Annotated in this window: 16 protein-coding genes; 5 read left to right on the top strand and 11 right to left on the bottom strand. The window is 61.7% G+C overall.

Translation table 11 applies throughout. From position 1 onward, the window contains the following. Positions 1-51 precede the first annotated feature (51 nt). Entirely contained in the window at positions 52-1,593 is a 1,542-nt protein-coding gene (locus tag M2400_RS10005; protein WP_259195873.1) for an alkaline phosphatase, read from the top strand. 132 nt (positions 1,594-1,725) lie between these two features. On the opposite strand, the gene M2400_RS10000 is transcribed toward M2400_RS10005, so the two are convergent. Then, a complete protein-coding gene (locus M2400_RS10000) occupies positions 1,726-4,251 on the bottom strand; it encodes a sulfite reductase flavoprotein subunit alpha (protein WP_259195917.1) in 2,526 nt (841 codons plus the stop codon). A 135-nt stretch (positions 4,252-4,386) separates the two neighbouring features. Further along, the gene (locus M2400_RS09995; RefSeq protein WP_259195872.1) at positions 4,387-6,678 is read right to left on the bottom strand and encodes a TonB-dependent siderophore receptor; all 2,292 of its coding nucleotides are present in this window, start codon (positions 6,676-6,678) and stop codon (positions 4,387-4,389) included. 219 nt (positions 6,679-6,897) lie between these two features. On the opposite strand from M2400_RS09995, the gene M2400_RS09990 reads away from it, so the two are divergent. Together M2400_RS09990 and M2400_RS09985 are read left to right on the top strand one after the other, a co-directional pair. Then, entirely contained in the window at positions 6,898-7,578 is a 681-nt protein-coding gene (locus M2400_RS09990) for a Fe2+-dependent dioxygenase (RefSeq protein WP_177043408.1), read from the top strand. A 2-nt stretch (positions 7,579-7,580) separates the two neighbouring features. Continuing rightward, positions 7,581-8,330 carry a tetratricopeptide repeat protein gene (locus M2400_RS09985; RefSeq protein ID WP_259195871.1) on the top strand — a complete coding sequence of 250 codons (750 nt, stop codon included), beginning with the start codon at positions 7,581-7,583 and terminating at the stop codon, positions 8,328-8,330. A 50-nt stretch (positions 8,331-8,380) separates the two neighbouring features. Here the strand turns inward: M2400_RS09985 and M2400_RS09980 are convergent, their stop codons facing one another. The 5 genes from M2400_RS09980 to M2400_RS09960 all read right to left on the bottom strand — a co-directional run bounded on the left by M2400_RS09980 (position 8,381) and on the right by M2400_RS09960 (position 13,478). Beyond that, entirely contained in the window at positions 8,381-9,544 is a 1,164-nt protein-coding gene (locus tag M2400_RS09980) for a type III PLP-dependent enzyme (RefSeq protein ID WP_003215969.1), read from the bottom strand. A 448-nt stretch (positions 9,545-9,992) separates the two neighbouring features. Then, entirely contained in the window at positions 9,993-11,150 is a 1,158-nt protein-coding gene (locus M2400_RS09975) for a betaine/proline/choline family ABC transporter ATP-binding protein (protein WP_008437274.1), read from the bottom strand. Continuing rightward, a complete protein-coding gene (locus tag M2400_RS09970; protein ID WP_003215973.1) occupies positions 11,147-11,800 on the bottom strand; it encodes an ABC transporter permease in 654 nt (217 codons plus the stop codon). Before M2400_RS09970 ends, M2400_RS09975 begins: the two co-directional genes overlap by 4 nt. Before the next feature lie 11 nt (positions 11,801-11,811). After that, positions 11,812-12,705 carry a glycine betaine ABC transporter substrate-binding protein gene (locus M2400_RS09965; protein ID WP_177120541.1) on the bottom strand — a complete coding sequence of 298 codons (894 nt, stop codon included), beginning with the start codon at positions 12,703-12,705 and terminating at the stop codon, positions 11,812-11,814. 20 nt (positions 12,706-12,725) lie between these two features. Beyond that, the gene (locus tag M2400_RS09960; RefSeq protein ID WP_256352305.1) at positions 12,726-13,478 is read right to left on the bottom strand and encodes an ABC transporter permease; all 753 of its coding nucleotides are present in this window, start codon (positions 13,476-13,478) and stop codon (positions 12,726-12,728) included. Between the two features lie 295 nt (positions 13,479-13,773). Here M2400_RS09960 and M2400_RS09955 point away from each other — a divergent pair, with 295 nt between their 5' ends. Continuing rightward, positions 13,774-15,357 (top strand): peptide chain release factor 3, encoded by a 1,584-nt coding sequence (locus tag M2400_RS09955; RefSeq protein WP_010175060.1) that lies wholly within the window; start codon positions 13,774-13,776, stop codon positions 15,355-15,357. A gap of 168 nt (positions 15,358-15,525) precedes the next feature. Next, positions 15,526-15,801 carry a hypothetical protein gene (locus M2400_RS09950; protein WP_003215984.1) on the top strand — a complete coding sequence of 92 codons (276 nt, stop codon included), beginning with the start codon at positions 15,526-15,528 and terminating at the stop codon, positions 15,799-15,801. A gap of 113 nt (positions 15,802-15,914) precedes the next feature. Here the strand turns inward: M2400_RS09950 and M2400_RS09945 are convergent, their stop codons facing one another. The 4 genes from M2400_RS09945 to M2400_RS09930 are packed head-to-tail and all read right to left on the bottom strand — an operon-like array spanning position 15,915 to position 19,797. Beyond that, positions 15,915-16,886, bottom strand: coding sequence for a peptide ABC transporter ATP-binding protein (locus tag M2400_RS09945; RefSeq protein ID WP_177043412.1), 972 nt, complete (start codon positions 16,884-16,886; stop codon positions 15,915-15,917). Further along, positions 16,886-17,854: an ABC transporter ATP-binding protein gene (locus M2400_RS09940; protein ID WP_017138287.1), complete on the bottom strand. Its 969-nt coding sequence runs from the start codon at positions 17,852-17,854 to the stop codon at positions 16,886-16,888. Before M2400_RS09940 ends, M2400_RS09945 begins: the two co-directional genes overlap by 1 nt. 10 nt (positions 17,855-17,864) lie before the next feature. Further along, positions 17,865-18,776: an ABC transporter permease subunit gene (locus tag M2400_RS09935; protein WP_003215991.1), complete on the bottom strand. Its 912-nt coding sequence runs from the start codon at positions 18,774-18,776 to the stop codon at positions 17,865-17,867. Between the two features lie 10 nt (positions 18,777-18,786). Next, positions 18,787-19,797 carry an ABC transporter permease subunit gene (locus tag M2400_RS09930; RefSeq protein ID WP_177043413.1) on the bottom strand — a complete coding sequence of 337 codons (1,011 nt, stop codon included), beginning with the start codon at positions 19,795-19,797 and terminating at the stop codon, positions 18,787-18,789. Positions 19,798-19,868 lie beyond the last annotated feature (71 nt).

Raw genomic sequence — 19,868 nt, 5'->3', positions numbered from 1 at the left:
TTCACGCCCCCATGCTTAAGTTTCCCTTTTGCTGCTCGAGAGGGAACCTGCATGAGCCACTTCAATCTCGGCCGCCGCCGCGTGATGCAAGCCGTCGGCGCCGGCCTGTTGCTGCCGGGCCTCGCGCCAGCGGTGATCGCTTCGGTCAAGGACCGCCCGCAACTCACCGACGGCGTGCAGTCCGGCGACCTGCTGGGCGACCGCGCGATGATCTGGAGCCGCAGCGACCGCCCGGCACGGATGGTGGTGGAGTGGGACACCCGCAGCGTGTTCAGCAACCCGCGCAAATTCGTCTCGCCCCTGGCCGACAGCCGCACCGACTTCACCGCCCGTGTCGAACTCACCGGCCTGCCCGTCGACCAGGCGATTTTCTACCGTGTGCACTTCGAAGACGCCCAGACCGGCGTGGCCAGCGAGCCCTGGTTCGGCCACCTGCGCAGCGTGCCGCAACAGCGCCGGGACATCCGCTTCGTATGGAGCGGCGATACCGTTGGCCAGGGCTTCGGCATCAACCCGGACATCGGCGGCATGCGCATCTACGAAGCCATGCGCCTGCGCCTGCCGGACTTCTTTATCCACAGCGGCGACACCATCTACGCCGACGGCCCGGTGCCCGCGCAACTGACCACCGAAGACGGACGCCTCTGGCGCAACATCACCACCGAAGCCAAGAGCAAAGTCGCCGAAACCCTGAATGAATACCGAGGTAACTACCGCTACAACCTGATGGACGAAAACGTGCGCCGCTTCAACGCCGAAGTGCCGCAGATCTGGCAGTGGGACGACCACGAAGTGATCAACAACTGGTCGCCGAGCAAGCAACTGGATGAGCGCTACAAGACCCGCGACATCAACACCCTGGTGGGCCGCGCACGCCAGGCCTGGCTTGAATATTCCCCCATGCGCCGGCAGAGCGCCGACCAGGGCGGGCGCATCTATCGCAAGCTCAGCTATGGCCCGTTGCTGGATGTGTTTGTGCTGGACATGCGCAGCTATCGCGGGCCCAACGACGACAACCTCGGCGGCGAAAAACCGTTCCTGGGGCGTGAGCAACTGGACTGGCTCAAGCGCGAATTGAAGGACTCACAGGCCCAGTGGAAAGTCATCGCCGCCGACATGCCCATCGGTCTCGGTGTGCCCGACGGTGAAGTCAGCCCCGGTGTGCCGCGCTGGGAGGCCATCGCCAACGGCGACCCGGGCCCGGCCCAGGGGCGGGAATTGGAGATTGCCGAATTGCTCGCGTTTTTGCGGGCGCAGCAGGTGCGCAATCACGTGTGGCTGACGGCGGATGTGCATTACTGCGCGGCCCATCATTACCACCCGGACCGGGCGGCGTTCCAGGATTTTGAGCCGTTCTGGGAGTTTGTCGCCGGGCCGCTGAATGCCGGGAGTTTCGGGCCTAATCCGCTGGATAAGACCTTTGGCCCGCAAGTGGTGTTCGAGAAGGCACCGACGGTGCAGAACAGCTCGCCGTTTGCCGGCTTCCAGTTTTTTGGCGAGGTGCAGATTGATGGGCAGACGGCGGAGTTGACGGTGATTTTGCGGGACCTGGATGGCGTGTCGGTGTTCGAGCAGAAGCTGCAGCCCGCCTGATTTGGAATGCAGTTAAAAATGTAGGAGCTGGCTTGCCTGCGATGGCGGAGTGTCAGTCAATAATTTTTAACTGATACACCGCCATCGCAGGCAAGCCAGCTCCCACAGTTGACCTTCATTGTCTGGAGGAAATCAGTAGACATCCCGGCGATAGCGCCCCTGCTCGATCAACCGCTCGACGGCTTCACTGCCCAGCACATCGTGCAGCACCTGATCCACACCCGCCGCCATCCCCTGCAAACTGCCGCAGACATAAATCGCGGCGCCTTCCGCCACCCATTTACGCAGCACATCAGCCGACTCTCGCAGGCGATCCTGAACGTAGATTTTCTCTGCCTGGTCCCGGGAAAACGCCAGGTCCAGCAACGCCAGGTCACCGCTGGCCAGCCAGCCTTGCAACTCGTCCTGGCAGTGGTAGTCGTGGGCGATATTGCGTTCGCCAAACAGCAACCAGTTGCGCTGCTGGCCGTCGGCGATCCGCGCCTTGAGCAGGCTGCGCAACCCGGCCAGGCCAGTGCCGTTGCCCAATAGAATCATCGGCACCGGTTCGGTTGGCAAATGGAACCCACTGTTGCGCCGCAGCCGCAGGCTGATGCTCGAACCCTCCGGCGTATGCTCGGTCAGCCAGCCGGAAGCCACACCCAGGCTGCCGTCGGAGTGGCGTTCCTGGCGCACGATCAGTTCCAGCACGCCATCGCTGGCAATCGAGGCGATGGAGTATTCGCGCATGCTCAACGGCACCAGTGCATTGACCAGCGCCTGGGCATGCAGGCCCACCAGGTGCGCGCGATTGTCCGGCAGTTGGCGGCTGGCCAGCGCCTGGTCCAGGGTGTGGGTCAGGCCGTCGACCACGACACCTTCACTGCCGGCCAAGCCCAGACCCTCCAGGAAGTGTTCGATGGCCCACGGGCAATTGCGCGGCAGCACTTCCACCAGGTCACCCGCCAGCCAATCCCGGGGCGCGGGTGGGGTGAGGCCGAGCAGATAGACGCCGGAGCCACTGCTGTCCGGATTGAGCAGCGTGCGCTGGCTCAGCGTCCAGTTTTCATAAGTCGCGGTGGCCCATGCCGTCGCCGGTACATGGCCAGTCAGTTGACCCAGTTGTTGCTGCCAGTGCAGCAGGGCATCGGTGTCGCCGCTGTCGACTTCCACCGGGGCGAACAGTGGGTTGCCGCCCTGGTTGGTCAGCCAGAAATGCAGGCGCCGGGCGAAGCCGCAGAAGTGTTGATACTGGCGGTCACCCAAGGCCAGTACGGAGTAGTTCAAGCCCTTGAGGGACACGTCCCGGCCGAGCACGCTGCGCTCGAAACCCCGGGCGCTGTCCGGCGCTTCGCCGTCGCCGAAGGTGCTGACCACGAACAATGCATTGCTCGACTGGCGCAAATCCTCTTCGCTGACGCTGCCCAGCGACTGCACCTTCACCGGCAAGCCGGCGGCCTGCAATTGCCCGGCGGTCTGCCAGGCCAGTTGCTCGGCAAAACCGCTCTGGCTGGCAAAACCGATCAGCCAGGCCGGCGCGTCGCTGTGGTTATCGGCCAGGCCTTTGCGTGCATCGCGCACCTGGCGTTTTTTGCGGCGACGGTCCAGGTACAGCAGCCAGCCGGTGATAAAGAACAGCGGCATGAGCAGCGCGGTGAAGGTCAGGATGATCCGTCCGGGCAGGCCGAAATAGCTGCCGGTGTGCAGTGCATAGATGCTGGTCAGAATCTGCGCCTTGAAGCTTTTGCCGGCGTAGGTGGCGTGGGACTTGACCTCGCCGGTGGCCGGGTCGAGGTTGATCTGGTTCAGGGCGCGGTCGTGGGGCGAGGTCTTCAGCAGGTAGTAGACCGTGGCGGGCTGGCCGGCCACTGCTGGCATACGGATGTTGTAGCCGCTCAAGCCGGGGCCGGCGTTGCTGTAGATGCTGCTCCAGATCGCGTCGTAATTGGCCACGGGCGTCGGGCCTTCCGGCGCCGGGCCGCGCTTGCGTACCCGTTCGTTTTGCGGAGCGTCGGACAGCAGCTTGGTCATGCCGTCGCTGTACCATTCGTAGGACCAGAACAGCCCGGTCAGCGCCGCCAATAGATAGAACAGCAGGCACCAGGTGCCGAACACCGAGTGCAGGTCCCAGTTGAAGCTGCGGCCCTTTTTGCGCCAGTCCAGGGTCAACCACGCACGCCAGCTTGCCACCTGGCGCGGCCAGCGCAGGTACAGGCCCGAGAGGCAGAAGAACACCAGGATCAATGTGCAGGCGCCGGTGATTTGCCGGCCAGTGTCGCCGATGGCGAGGAAGCGGTGCAGTTGCAGCACGAAGCCGAAGAAGTCCTGACCGATAGGGTCGCCCAGGTAGTCGCCGGTGTACGGGTCGAAGTAGCGCATCTGGCCGCGGCGTTCACCGGGCGGCGGGGTGAACCAGACCTTGGCGGCATTGGTGCTGTCGGGTTGCACCGTGAGCATCGACACGACCTTGCCTTCCCGGGCTTCCAACAGGCGCACCAGTTCAGCGGGCGGCAGTACACCGGCCGGGTGCTGTTCAACCGTCAATATGGTCGGGTTCAGCGCCTCGATGATTTCGTCCTGGAACGACACCGTCGCGCCGGTGATCCCCATCAAGGCCAACACCAGCCCGGCGGTAATGCCGAAGAACCAATGCAACTGGAACAGGGTTTTCTTCAACACGTCGTACGGCCTCGTCATCAGGTTAGGTGTCTCACGGCGCGCATTATGCCGCGAGTTGTCGAGAAAGATTCTTTTTTACACGCAAAAACCCCACGCATCCGATGCGTGGGGTTTTGTGCGGTGATTTGTATCGGTTTAGAAATGGAAACTGGTGGTCAACATGGCTGTGCGGCCTGCCGCCTGGTTGGCGAAGTGTGCGGCGAACGCCTTGTCGTAATAGGTCTTGTCGGTCAGGTTCTGTACGTTCAGTTGCAGGTCCACATTCTTGGTCAGCTTGTAGCTGGCCATGGCGTCGTAGCGGGTGTAGGACGGCACGTAAACGGTGTTGCCAGCATCGCCGTAGACTTCGTCGACATAGAACGCGCCGCCGCCGATGGTCAGCTTGGGTGTCACGTCATAAGTGGTCCAGAGGCTGAAGCTGTTTTTCGGCGTGTTGGGCATTTGGTTGCCCTTGCTGGAGCCGCTACTGATGACGCCGTTACGACCGTTCAACCCCGGGTCTACCAGTTCGCTTTTCAGGTAGCTGTAGCCGGCGAACACTTGCCAGTGATCGGTGAGCTTGCCGCTGGCGGACAGCTCCAGGCCGTCGACGCGGGATTCGCCGCCGTTTTCATAGGTCAGCGCGTCCACCAGGATCCGCGTGTTTTTCTTCTCGGTGCGGAACACCGCCGCGGTCAGGGACAGGCGATCATGGAACAGGTCCCACTTGGTGCCCAGCTCATAGTTGACGGTTTCTTCCGGTTGCAGGTCGCTGGTGGCGGCCCCGGCAGACAGCGGGTTGCCGTCGGCGCCTTCACCCACCAGACCGCCGGCAGGCGATGCCGAGGTGGCGTAGGAGGCGTAGATGCTGCCGTTTTCCGCTGGCTTCCAGACGAGGCCGGCCTGCCAGTTGAAGAACTGGCTGTCGTTCTTGATCTTGCTGCGGGCCTTGACGGTAGCGCTCGGCACCGCGTTGGTGTTGGCCACGGTGTCGAAGGTGTCGTAGCGCAGGCCGACGTTCAGCAGCCATTGCGGGTCCAGCTCGATGGTGTCGAACACGTAGGCCGCGCGGCTGGTGGCCTGGGTGTTGGTGCCGTTGTAGTTGCGCGTGATGCTGCTGTTCCACGGGTCGTTCGGGTTTGGATTGCTCAACGATGTACAGCTGGGCGCGGTGCCGGGGTTGCACACTTGCGCGTTGTTGGAGGTGCCGAAGTTGTAGCCGCTGACACGGGTTTCTTCACCGGTGAATTCCAGGCCGGTGGAGTAAGAGTGCTTGAAGCCCAGGGCCTGGAAGCTGCCAAACAGGTCGGTCTGGTTGGTGGTGGTTTCGGTGGTGGACACGCGAGCGTTGGCGCGGCGCCATACGGTGCCGAACTGGCTGACGTTGCGCTTGCTGTCGTCCGGTTGTGTGAGGATGTAATCCTGCCCGGTGTTGCCATGGCGCAGGGTGTTTTTCAGCGTCATGTTCTCGTTCAGGTCGTGCTCGATGGAGAACGTACTGATGTCGGCGCGGGTCTTGCGGAAGTCGCGATCCTTCAGGCCGTAGAAGTTATTGCTGTCGCCGCCATCGGTGGGTTTGTCATGGCCGTGGGTAGCGGCGGTCGGCGAGCTGTAGCCATACGGAATCCCCGAATCCGGCAGGTCGTTGCTTTCCATGTGGTAGTAGCTGACGTTGACGCGGGTCGGTGTGCCCAGGCCGAAGGTCAGCGACGGCGCCACACCCCAACGGTCGTAGTTGACGGCGTCACGCCCGGCGACGTTCTGCTCGTGGCTCATCAGGTTCAGGCGGAATGCCGCGCTGTCGAGGAACTGGCGGTTGACGTCGAGCACGTAGCGGCGGGTCTGGTCGGAGCCGTAGGTGAAACCACCGTTGGTGAAGTCCCGCGCCTGTGGCGTCTTGCTCACCAGGTTGAGGCTGCCGCCGGCCGACCCGCGACCGCCGAAGGACGAGTTGGGGCCTTTGCTGACTTCGATGGATTCGATGTCGAAGATCTCACGGCTCTGGCCGCCAGTGTCGCGCACGCCGTCGAGGTAGGTGTCGCCCTGGGCGTCAAAGCCGCGAATGAACGGACGGTCGCCCTGAGGGTTGCCGCCTTCACCGGCGCCGAAGGTAATCCCCGGCACGGTGCGCAAGGCATCCTGCAACGAGGTGGCGGCGGTGTCCTTGAGTACTTGTTGCGGCACCACTGTGACCGAGCGCGGGGTATCGACCAGCGGTGCGGTGTACTTCTGCGAGGAGGCTTTTTCGACCTGGTAGGACGTGCTGTCCTGTTCCTGGCCGGTGATGCTGGTGGCACCCAGGGAAATGCTGTTGCGCTCGCCTTTCTGCTCGGTGTCTTCAGCTGCTTGCGCCATTTGGGCGGCAGCACTGGCACTGATGGCAACGCCGATGGCCGAGGCCAGCAAACGCGGTGAACTGGCAGGTGTTTTTATCGAAGTGCGCGGCATGACAGTGTCCTTTCCCCAAGGAGTTGAGGCCGCGGAATATAGGGAGAACAAGACTTTATATCAATTGCGATACATTACTATTCGCACTGAATTTACGTTCTTTACACTTTTTGCTTACGGTTTTTACTCTCTCGTTCGTCCTTTGGGCGGGAGTAGGGTTGTACACAGTCAATAAGAATCACTACCATTGGCGCCTCACTGTTTTCAGGTAACGCCCTCATGTTGCTGCACATTCCCGGCCTGTTCTCTCGCGAGGAAGTGCTGCGCATCCGCGAAGCCCTGGCGCACACCGAATGGGCCGACGGCAAAATCACTGCCGGGCATCAGTCGGCCAAGGCCAAACACAACCTGCAACTGCCGGAAGGCCACCCGCTTGCGAAGGAAATCGGCGCGGCGATCCTTGAGCGCCTGTGGAAAAGCCCGCTCTTTATGTCAGCGGCGTTACCGCACAAGGTCATCCCGCCGTTGGTGAACTGTTACACCGCTGGCGGCAGTTTCGACTTCCATATCGACAACGCCGTGCGCCAGTCCAAGGGCAGCCACGAGCGAGTGCGCACCGACCTGTCCTCCACCGTGTTTTTCAGCGACCCCGACGACTACGACGGCGGCGAGCTGGAAATCCAGGACACCTTTGGCTTGCAACGGGTCAAGTTGCCGGCGGGTGACATGGTGCTGTACCCCGGCTCCAGCCTGCACAAGGTCAACGCCGTGACCCGTGGCGCGCGCTACGCCTCGTTTTTCTGGACCCAGAGCCTGGTGCGCGAAGACAGCCAGCGCACCTTGCTGTTCGAGATGGACGGTGCGATCCAGCAGTTGAGCCGGGACGTGCCCGACCACCCGGCGCTGATCCAGCTCACCGGCACTTATCACAACCTGCTGCGCCGCTGGGTTGAGGTCTGACCATGGGCTTTTTATTGCGTCGCGAAGAAGTGCTCAACGTCGAGCAATTGCAGAGCATGCTCGACGATTCCCCGGTCCGCGCCGCCCAGGCGATTCTGATCGCGGCGAAGGAGGGCGTGGTGGATGCCCAGGCGCTGCTCGGGCAAATCCTGCTGGAAGGGCGTGGCATCGAGCGCGATGAAGCGCTGGCGGTGCGCTGGTTCCGCATTGCGGCCCAAGGCGGGCATCTGATGGCGCGTAATATGCTCGGGCGTTGCCTGGAGCATGGCTGGGGTTGCGAGGCGGATGCCGTGGCGGCGGCCCGGGAATATCGGCTGGCGGCGGAGGCCGGGCTGGATTGGGGCTTGTACAACTACGCCAACCTGCTGGCGACCGGGCGCGGGGTTGCCGAGGATCAAGCCCAGGCGCTGGCGTGTTATCGACAGGCAGCGGAACTGGGCCATGCCAAGTCGATGAACCTGTTGGGGCGTTACCTGGAAGAAGGGCAGTTTTGCCCGAGGGATCTGGAGTCGGCGGTGGAGTGGTATCGCCGGTCAGCAGAAGGCGGGGATTTTCGCGGGCAGTTCAGTTATGCGGCGGTGTTGGCGGATCGCGGCCAGGTCGACGCGGCGCTGGAGTGGCTGCGCAAGGCGCTGGCGGGCGGGAATCTGAAGTTCTTGCGCGTGGCGCACAAGGAGTTGTCTGCCGCCAACGACCCGCAGATTCGGGCGATGGCTGTGGCCTACCAGCGACGCATCGCCGAGCTTTCCTGAACCCATAAAAAAACCCATGACGCGTCATGGGTTTTTTGTTTGCCGCCGGCTTACAGGTAGAACGATTTCAGCGGCGGGAAGCCATTGAATTCAACCGCGCTGTAGCTGGTGGTGTACGCACCGGTAGACAACCAGTACATCCGGTCACCAATCGCCAGGTTCAGCGGCAGGCCGTACTTGTAGTTCTCGTACATGATGTCGGCGCTGTCGCAGGTGGGGCCGGCGATGACCACTTCTTCCATCTCGCCTTTCTTCTCGGTCCAGATCGGGAACTTGATGGCTTCGTCCATGGTTTCGATCAGGCCGGAGAATTTGCCCACGTCGGTGTATACCCAACGCTCGACGGCGGTACGGGATTTGCGCGCAACCAATACCACTTCACTCACCAGAATGCCGGCGTTGGCGATCAACGAACGGCCCGGTTCCAGGATGATTTCCGGCAGGTCGTCACCGAAATCTTCCTTGAGGAAGCGGATGATTTCCTCGGCGTAGGTTTCCAGGCTGTTGGTGCGGGTGATGTAGTTGGCCGGGAAGCCACCGCCCATGTTGATCAGCTTCAGGTGGATGCCGTCTTCTTCCTTCAGGCGCTCGAAGATCACTTTGACCTTGGCGATCGCCGCGTCCCACACGCTGATGTCACGCTGTTGCGAGCCGACGTGGAAGGAGATGCCGTAAGGCACCAGGCCCAGGTCGCGGGCCAGGATCAGCAGGTCCATGGCCATGTCGGTCTGGCAGCCGAATTTGCGCGACAGCGGCCAGTCGGCCGTGGTCGAGCCTTCGGTGAGGATACGCACGTACACTTTCGAACCCGGCGCGGCCTTGGCGATGTTGCGCAGGTCGGCTTCGGAGTCGGTGGAGAACAGGCGCACGCCCTTCTCGTAGAAGTAGCGGATGTCCTTGGATTTCTTGATGGTGTTGCCGTAGCTGATACGGTCGGGGCTGACGCCGCGGTCCATGACCTTGTCCAGCTCGTAGATCGACGCGATGTCGAAGCTCGAACCCTTGTCCTTGAGCAGGTCGATGATCTCGACGGCCGGGTTGGCCTTGACGGCGTAGTACACCTTGGCGAATTCGAAACCGGCGCGCAGGTCATCGTAGGCCTGGCTGATCATCGCGGTGTCGATCACCACGAACGGGGTTTCCTGGGTATCGGCGAACGCCTTCATTTTGTCAAAAGTGGCGCGCGCGAAATAGTCTTCGACCTGGATCGACATGCTGGGAACTCCTACTGGCAAACTAGATTGATCAATGGGTGCAAATGAACGTCCTCCGTATCCCCACTTTGGTTCGCCTACTTCCCAAGGCATGTCGCCGAAAGCAAAAAGGCCATGGGATCAACTGCTTCCCTTGGCCTTGCTGTCTCGTCGTCAGTACTTGAGCCGGATGGATCGTTTCCAGCATGGACGTTCGGCGCGAACTTTAGGACGTGAGGGGCTATAGATCAACTAAAAATGTCGCGTTTTTGCACGCGTTCGTCGTGAGGCCGTGTGCAGCTACTTATGTAACCGACAGGGATGACGGATTGATGTTCCCCAGGAGGGGCAATTCAGAAGGATTTGTGCTGCCTTCATCGCGGGCAAGCCCGGCTCCCACAGGGGAATGCATTCCAACAGATGAATGCAATTCAATGTGGGAGCTGGGCTTGCCCGCGATAGCGGTCTATCAGGCCAGCGCAGTCTCGGCTGGCGACACAATGCTGGTCTTGCCACCACGGGACTTACCGGAACTCAGGTACTCGGCAATCGACTCCTGGGTCACTTCCCCCAGGAACACCCGCTCCGCATCCATCACCGGCAACCACGAGCGGTTGAACTCGTACATGCGCGACAACAGGATGCGCAAATGCTCGTCGTACGCCGCCGTGGCGTTGAACTCGCGCAGGTACTGGCCGCAGGTGCCGGTCTGACGGTGCAGGTCGCGACGTCGCACATAACCCAGTGCCTTGTTCTCGGCATCGGTGACCACCACGTAGCGACGGTCGAGTTCGTCCATCTGCTCCAGGGCATCTGCCACCGGCGTTTCCGGGCTGACGGACGGCGCGTTGTCCGCCGCATCCTCGGCCTTCACCAGCAACAGGCGCTTGAGGGTGCTGTCCTGGCCCACGAAGTTGCTGACGAACTCGTCGGCAGGGTGGGCCAGCAGGGTGTCCGGGTGATCGATCTGCAGCAGCTTGCCGGCGCGGAAGATCGCGATCTTGTCACCCAGCTTGATGGCTTCGTCGATGTCGTGGCTGACCATGATCACGGTCTTGTTCAGCGCGCGCTGCATCTCGAAGAACTCGTTCTGGATCATCTCGCGGTTGATCGGGTCGACCGCGCCGAACGGCTCATCCATCAGCAGCAGCGGGGCATCCGCCGCCAGGGCCCGGATTACGCCGATCCGCTGTTGCTGGCCACCGGACAGTTCACGCGGGTAGCGATGCAGGTACTGCTTGGGCTCCAGCTTGATCATGCTCATCAATTCGCGGGCGCGGTCGTGGCATTTCTGCTTGTCCCAGCCCAGCAGCTTGGGCACGACAACGATGTTCTCTTCGATGGTCATGTTCGGGAACAGGCCGATCTGCTGGATCACGTAGCCGATGTTGCGACGCAGGGTCACTTCGTCGAGGTCGGTGGTGTCTTCGCCGTTGATCAGGATCTTGCCCGAAGTCGGCTTGATCAGGCGGTTGATCATCTTCAGCGTGGTGCTCTTGCCGCAGCCCGACGGGCCGAGGAATACGCAAATTTCGCCTTCGTTGACGGTCAGGCTTACGGAATCAACGGCGGTGATGGTCTTGCCGTTGCTTTGGAAGGTCTTGGTCAGGTTTTGAAGTTCGATCATTTGAGCAGTCCTTTTGGAGTCAGCGTGCGTTGCAGCCATTGCAGAAGCAGGTCGGCGAAGATGGCCAGGAGACTGACCAGCACGGCGCCAACGATCAGCATCGACATATCGCTGCGGCTGATGGAAGCCAGAATAAGTACACCCAGGCCACCGGCGCCGATGGTGGCGGCGATGGTCATCACACCAATGTTCATGACGACGGCGGTGCGCACACCGGCAAGGATCACCGGTACGGCAATCGGCAGTTCGACCATGCGCAGGCGCTGGCCGAAGGTCATGCCGATGCCTTTGGCGGCTTCGCGGATGCCCGGCTCAACGCCGGTGAGGGCGAGGTAGGTGTTACGCATGATGGGCAGCAGGGAGTAGAGGAACACGGCGGTGATCGCCGGCATCGGCCCCAGGCCCTGGCCAAACTTGGAGTAGAACGGCAGCAGCAGGCCGAACAAGGCAATCGACGGCACGGTGAGCAGCACCGTGGCGCTGGCTTGCAACGGGCCGGCGAGTGTCGGGAAGCGGGTCATCAGCACGCCCAGGGGCACGCCCACGACGATTGCCAGGATCACGGCAATGCCGACCAGGGTGATGTGCTGCCAGGTCAGGTGCAGGACTTGGGCCCAATCAAGATGGGAAAAGGCGTTCAGGAATTCCATGTCTTCTCCTCTTAGTTGATCGGATGCTGGCGCAGGAAATCTGCGGCCACGGCGGACGGGCTTTCATGGTCGACGTCGACCCGCGCGTTCAGCTGGCGCATGGTTTCGTTGTCGAACAGCGCGGCCAGCGGTTTCAGGTCGGCGGCCAATTCAGGGTGGGCGTCGAGATAAACCTGACGCACCACAGGCGCTGCGGTGTAGTCCGGGAAGTAATGCTTGTCGTCCTCCAGCAGCTTCAATTTGAAGGCGTTCAGGCGACCGTCGGTGGTGTAGACCAAACCGGCAAACACCTGGCCATTACGCAGCGCGGTGTACACCAGGCCGGCGTCCATCTGCCGGGTGTTCTTGCGGGTCAGGTTCATGTCGTAGAGCTTGACCATGCCGGCCATGCCGTCGGAACGGTTGGCGAACTCGGTGTCGAGGGCCACCAGGCGCGTGCCCTTGGTTTTCTCGGCCAGGGCCGTGGTCAGGTCGCTGATGCTGTTGATCTGCGGGAATTCCTTGGCCACGTTCTCTGGCAGCGCCAGGGCGTAGGTGTTGCTGAATTTCGACGGGGAGAGCCAGACCAGGCCTTTTTTCGCGTCGAGTTCTTTCACCCGGGCGTAGGACTGTTCGCTGTCGAGTTTCTCGTCGACGTGGTTATAGGCCACCAGCGACACGCCGGTGTATTCCCAGATCAGGTCCAGTTGCCCGCTTTCCTGGGCACTGCGCGCCAGGTTGCTGCCCAGGCCGCCGGTCACACGGGTGTCGTAACCCTTGGTGCGCAGGTACTGGGAAGTGATTTCGGCGAGCAGGGTCTGTTCGGTGAACACTCGGGCGCCGATGCGGATGACCGGTTTTTCAGCGGCTTGCGCAAATCCTGCGAACAGCAGGACGCAGCTCAATATCAATGTCAGTTTTTTCATGTGATTTCCTTTGCCAAGCCTTAAGACGGACGCAACCCGCGTTCCAGCCAGAGGCGGCTGGCCATGGTCACCAGGCCGTCGAGCAGCAAGGCCAGCAGCGCGGTGCACGCGGCGCCGAGCAACAGTTGCGGCTGATTGTTCAGGGCGATGCCGGGGAAGATCAGGCTGCCCAGGCTGTTGGCGCCAATCAGGAAGGCCAGGGGCGCGGTACCGACGTTGATCGCCAGGGCCACACGCACGCCACCGATGATGATCGGCACGGCGTTGGGCAGCTCCACCCGAAACAGCACCTGGCGCGGCGTCATGCCGATGCCCACGGCGGCTTCTTTCAGGGAGCCTTGTACGTTTTTCAGGCCTTCATAGGTGTTGCGCACGATGGGCAGCAACGAGGCGAGGAACAGCGCGAAGATCGCAGGGCCGCTGCCGATGCCAAGGACACCGAGGGCGATGGCCAGTACGGCCAGGGGAGGGACGGTATTGCCGATGTTGAAGATCTGCATGAAGCGTTCTGCGCGCCCGACCATGTTCGGTCGGCTGAGCAGGATACCGGCGGGGATGCCCACAATCAGGGCCGCCAGCATGGAGACTAGAACAAGGATCAAATGAGCTTGCAGGTAAAACAACAAATCGTCGCGGTACAGTTCGATCGTGTTGATGCCGATCCAGTGGACCAGCAGGGCCAGGAGAGCGACGACAACCACTCCTCCTATCAGCCCTTTGCCATAGCGAATAGCCACAGGCGGACTCCTTTTTTCTTTTGTCGGCGAACACATTTCCGAGCGGCAATGCCATTCCTGGCTGCCTCTGAATGTGGTCGCGAATAGCAGCTCGCCAATACCGGCAACGCGGTATGCGGTCGAGCCATGAGCGCAGCCTCGTCAGGCTAACTTGCTGATTTTTCAGCCCCTGTTACGAGTGCGGTAGCAGGGGAGTGGACGTCTCTACCTTTTAAAAGGTTCCATACTTGGCAGCAATTAGCCACCCCCAATGGGGTGAACGGTGGTCCGTCACCTCGGGTTTGCGCTATACTCGCCGCCCTTTTTTGACTCACCTGCCAGGCGATTTCCCATGACCCACCAGGCCGCCGAAGTCGCGAAACGCCGCACTTTCGCCATTATTTCCCACCCCGATGCCGGTAAAACCACCATCACCGAGAAGCTGTTGCTGATGGGCAAGGCGATCGCGGTGGCCGGCACGGTGAAATCCCGTAAATCCGACCGCCATGCCACCTCTGACTGGATGGAAATGGAAAAGCAGCGTGGTATCTCCATCACCACGTCGGTCATGCAGTTCCCGTATCGCGATCACATGATCAACCTGCTCGACACCCCGGGCCACGAAGACTTCTCCGAAGACACCTACCGCACCCTGACCGCGGTGGACTCGGCCCTGATGGTCCTCGACGGCGGTAAAGGCGTTGAGCCCCGCACCATCGCGCTGATGGACGTCTGCCGTCTGCGGGACACGCCGATTGTCAGCTTTATCAACAAACTCGACCGTGACATCCGCGACCCGATCGAACTGCTGGACGAAATCGAAGCCGTCCTGAAGATCAAGGCCGCGCCGATCACCTGGCCGATTGGCTGCTACCGCGACTTCAAGGGCGTGTACCACCTGGCCGACGACTACATCATTGTGTACACCGCCGGCCACGGCCACGAACGTACCGATGTGAAAATCATCGAGAAGCTCGACTCCGACGAAGCCCGCGCCCACCTGGGTGACGAGTACGACCGGTTTGTCGACCAGCTGGAACTGGTGCAGGGCGCCTGCCACGAGTTCAACCAGCAGGAATTCCTCGACGGCCAGCTGACGCCGGTGTTCTTCGGGACCGCCCTGGGCAACTTCGGTGTCGACCACGTGCTCGACGCCGTGGTCAATTGGGCACCCAAGCCGCTGGCCCGGGTTGCCAACGAGCGTACCGTGGAGCCTGTGGAAGAGAAGTTTGCCGGCTTCGTGTTCAAGATCCAGGCGAACATGGACCCCAAGCACCGCGACCGCATCGCCTTCATGCGCATCTGCTCCGGCAAATACGAAAAAGGCATGAAGATGCGCCACGTGCGCACCGGCAAGGACGTGCGCATCGGCGACGCCCTGACCTTCTTCTCCTCCGAGCGTGAGCAACTGGAAGAGGCGTTTGCCGGCGACATCATCGGCTTGCACAACCACGGCACCATCCAGATCGGTGACACTTTCACCGAAGGCGAAGTGCTGGGCTTCACCGGTATCCCGCACTTCGCCCCGGAACTGTTCCGCCGCGTACGCCTGCGTGACCCGCTGAAATCCAAGCAACTGCGCCAGGGTTTGCAGCAGCTGGCGGAAGAGGGCGCCACCCAGGTGTTCTTCCCGGAGCGCAGTAACGACATCATCCTCGGCGCCGTGGGTGTGCTGCAGTTCGATGTGGTGGCCAGTCGCCTTAAAGAGGAATACAAGGTCGAATGCTCCTACGAGCCGATCACCGTGTACTCCGCGCGCTGGATCGATTGCAGCGATAAGAAGAAGCTGGAAGAGTTCAAGATCAAGGCGGTGGAAAACCTCGCGATCGACGGCGGTGGTCACCTGACCTACCTGGCCCCGACCCGGGTCAACCTGGCGCTGATGGAAGAGCGCTGGCCGGATGTGAAATTCCGCGCGACCCGCGAGCATCACTAAGGGTTGGCGATATAAGAGAGGGCGAAGCTGTGATGGCTTCGCCTTTTTCTTTGGCTGCTATCCGGGTTGTTTCATTGGCGAAAACTTCAGTTCGGGACTAGCTTGAAGCAAGGCGACGGCGGACAGCCGTCGTACGCAATTCAACTCCTGACTGGGCGGAATTCGACCATGAGTATCTTTCAACGTGTGGTGCTGTTGCTCAAAGTGCTGGTGATGATGTCACTGGGCATGTCTGCCGCGTGGGCCAATACGGCCGTGCAAAGCCATGGCACAGGGTTTGTGGCGGCGAAGACGGTACAGGCGGGTGGCTTGCAGCTGGCCAAGAGTGAATCCGAGCCCGGTGACGAGAACCAGGGCGGTTCCAAGGACGATGACGACGCCGAAAACCCGGACAATGACGGCGAAGACAGCGACACCTACAACGATGGCGACAGCGATACGTAAGTAACGCAGGCAAAAGAAAGCCCCGCTTACCGGACAGATGCGCTATCCGACAAGCAGGGCTGTAGAACACTGGAATGCTCTGGACTCACCCTCCAGAGCATTTTTTTTGCCTGTCAGACCACAAATTGCTCCGCGTAGTGGCAAGCCACCTGGCGGTTGTCGAGTGGTCGTAGCACCGGTTCATCGGTGCTGCACAGCTGGGTCGCGTACGGGCAGCGCTTGTGGAATGCGCAGCCGGACGGCGGGTTCAACGGGTTGGGCAACTCGCCGACGATTTTGATCTTCGGTTTGTTCGGGTCCGGATGAATGGTCGGGGTCGCCGACAGCAGCGCCTGGGTGTAGGGATGCAGCGGGCGCGCGTAGATGTCTTCCTTCGGGCCCACTTCAACCGGGCGGCCGAGGTACATCACCATCACGTCATCGGCGACGTGTTGCACCACCGCGAGGTTGTGGGAGATGAACACGTAGGCGGTGTTGAATTCCTGCTGCAGGTCCATGAACAGGTTCAGCACCTGGGCCTGGATCGACACGTCCAGCGCCGAGGTCGGTTCATCCGCCACCAGCACCTTGGGTTGCAGCATCATTGCCCGGGCCAGTGCGATCCGCTGGCGCTGGCCACCGGAGAACATGTGCGGGTAGCGCTGATAATGCTCGGGGCGCAGGCCCACCTGCTTCATCATCGCCTGGACCTTTTCCCGACGCTCGGCGGCGGACAGGTTGGTGTTGATCAGCAGCGGTTCGCCCAGTTGGTCACCGACCTTCTGGCGCGGGTTCAACGAGGCGTACGGGCTCTGGAACACCATCTGCACGTCTTTGCGCAATTGCTTGCGCTGGGCCTTGTCGGCACCGGTGACTTCTTGCCCGGCGATTTTCAGCGAGCCTGAAGACGGTTCTTCAATCAGCGTCAGGGCGCGGGCCAGGGTGGATTTGCCGCAACCGGATTCGCCCACGACCGCGAGGGTCTTGCCGGCTTCCAGTTCGAACGACACGCCGTTGAGGGCACGCACCAGGGCGTGGCCCTTGAACAGGCCACGGGACACTTCGTAGTGACGGGTCAGGTCGCGGGCGGTAAGTACGACGGCCATTACGCCACCTCCTGATTCAGCGGGTAGAAGCAGCGGGCGAGGCTGTTGCTTTTCGGGTCAAGGCCCGGGCGTTGGGCGCGGCAGGATTCCTGCACATACGGGCAGCGCGGCGACAGCAGGCAACCCTGCGGGCGGTCATAACGGCCAGGCACGATGCCCGGCAGCGTGGCCAGGCGGGTGGCACCCAGGCTGTGCTCGGGAATCGCCTTGAGCAGCGCTTCGCTGTACGGGTGCGCCGGGATGTCGAACAACTGTGGCACCTGGCCGACTTCCACGGCCTGGCCGGCGTACATCACGCACACGCGCTGGGCGGTTTCGGCCACCACCGCGAGGTCGTGGGTGATCAGCACCAGGCCCATGTTCTGCTCTTTCTGCAAGGCCAGCAGCAGTTCCATGATCTGGGCCTGGATGGTCACGTCGAGGGCTGTGGTCGGTTCATCGGCGATCAGCAGTTTCGGCTCGCCGGCGATTGCCATGGCGATAGCCACACGCTGACTCATGCCACCGGACAGTTGGTGCGGGTAGGCATCCATTCGGCTGGCTGCGCCCGGGATTTCCACCTTTTCGAGCAGTTCGATGGCACGCTTGCGCGCTTGCTTGCCGGACATTTTCAGATGCAGGCGCAGCACTTCTTCGATCTGGAAGCCCACGGTGTAGCTTGGGTTCAGCGCGGTCATCGGGTCCTGGAACACCATCGCCAGGTCTTTGCCGACGATCTGCCGACGCTGACGGTTGCTCAGCTTGAGCATGTCCTTGCCGTCGAAGTTCAGGGCATCGGCGGTGACGATGCCGGGGTGCTCGATCAGGCCCATCAGCGCCATCATGGTCACGGATTTACCCGAACCCGACTCGCCCACGATCGCCAATACTTCGCCTTTGTCGACGGAGATGTCGAGGCCATCGACCACCGGTACGGCGGTCTTGTCGCCGAAGCGGACATTGAGATTCTTGATTTCTAGCAGTGACATGGGAATCTCCTCAGGCGGCGTTCTTGAGTTTCGGGTCCAGCGCATCGCGCAGGCCGTCGCCCATCAGGTTGATTGCCAGCACGCTGAGCAAAATGGTCAAGCCAGGCAGGCTCACGACCCACCAGGCGCGTTCGATGTAGTCGCGGGCCGAGGCCAGCATGGTGCCCCACTCAGGCGTTGGCGGTTGTACGCCAAGGCCCAGGAAGCCAAGGGCAGCGGCATCGAGAATCGCCGAGGAGAAACTCAAGGTGGCCTGAACGATCAGCGGCGCCATGCAATTCGGCAGCACGGTGACGAACATCAGGCGCGGCAGGCCGGCGCCGGCGAGGCGGGCGGCGGTCACGTAGTCACGGTTCAGTTCGCCCATCACCGCGGCGCGGGTCAGACGCACATAGGACGGCAGCGATACGATCGCAATCGCGATCACGGTGTTGATCAGGCCAGGGCCGAGGATCGCGACAATGGCTACGGCCAGCAGCAGCGACGGCAGGGCCAGCATGATGTCCATCAAACGCATGATGGTCGGGCCGAGCAGGCGCGGGAAGAAGCCGGCGAACAGGCCCAGCAGGATCCCCGGGATCAGCGACATCACTACCGACGACAAGCCGATCAGCAACGACAGGCGCGAGCCCTGGATCAGGCGCGACAGCAGGTCACGACCCAGTTCATCGGTGCCCAGCAGGAACTGGATCTGCCCGCCTTCCAGCCAGGCCGGAGGGGTCAGCAGGAAGTCACGGTATTGCTCGCTCGGGTTATGCGGTGCCACCCAAGGGGCGAACAGCGCGCAAAACACCACCAGCAACATGAACAACAGGCCGGCAACGGCGCCCTTGTTCTTGGAAAAGGCTTGCCAGAATTCTTTGTACGGGGACGGATACAGCAGGCTTTGATCGACTGCTACCGCGGGAGTAGGTGTGGTCATGGTCATGATCTCAGCGCTGGTGACGGATGCGTGGGTTGGCGAAGCCGTAGAGGATATCCACCACGAAGTTCACCAGAATCACCAGGCAGGCGATTAACAGGATGCCGTTTTGCACCACGGGATAATCCCGTGCGCCAATGGCTTCAATCAGCCATTTGCCGATGCCGGGCCACGAGAAGATGGTTTCGGTCAGGACCGCACCGGCCAGCAGTGTGCCGACTTGCAGGCCGACCACGGTGAGTACCGGGATCAACGCGTTACGCAGGCCGTGGACGAACACCACGCGCGCCGGCGACAGGCCTTTGGCCTTGGCGGTGCGAATGTAGTCTTCGCGCAGCACTTCGAGCATCGACGAACGGGTCATCCGCGCGATAACGGCCAGCGGGATGGTGCCGAGCACGATGGCCGGCAGGATCAGGTGGTGCAGGGCGTCCCAGAAAGCATCCGTTTCGCCAGCCAGCAGAGTGTCGATCAGCATGAAGCCGGTGCGCGGCTCGATGTCGTAGAGCAGGTCGATCCGCCCGGACACAGGTGTCCAGCCCAGGCTCACGGAGAAGAACATGATCAGGATCAGGCCCCACCAGAAGATCGGCATCGAATATCCCGCCAGGGAGATGCCCATCACCCCATGGTCGAACAGGGATCCTCGCTTCAAGGCCGCGATCACCCCGGCTAACAGCCCCAGGATGCCGGCGAACAACAGGGCGGCCATGGACAGTTCCAGGGTCGCGGGGAAGAGTGCGGTGAATTCAGTCCACACGCTGGTACGGGTGCGCAGGGATTCGCCGAGGTCGCCCTGGGCGAGCTTGCCGACATAATCCAGGTATTGCGCGTAGAGCGGTTTGTTCAGACCAAGGCGTTCCATTGCCTGAGCGTGCATCTCGGGGTCGACTCGTCGTTCGCCCATCATGACTTCGACGGGGTCGCCAGGGATCATGCGAATCAACGCGAAAGTCAGCAAGGTGATGCCGAAAAACGTGGGGATCAATAACCCCAATCGGCGGGCAATAAAACTAAACATCTTGTTGTGTACCTCAATCAGCCGGTTAGGCAGGTTCGGCACCGTCAATGTCGACGGTGCCGAGCGTCTCT

The sequence above is a fragment of the Pseudomonas sp. BIGb0558 genome (assembly GCF_024807515.1).
Taxonomy (GTDB): Bacteria; Pseudomonadota; Gammaproteobacteria; order Pseudomonadales; family Pseudomonadaceae; genus Aquipseudomonas; species Aquipseudomonas yamanorum_A.
This window is presented reverse-complemented; position numbering and strand designations above follow the sequence as displayed.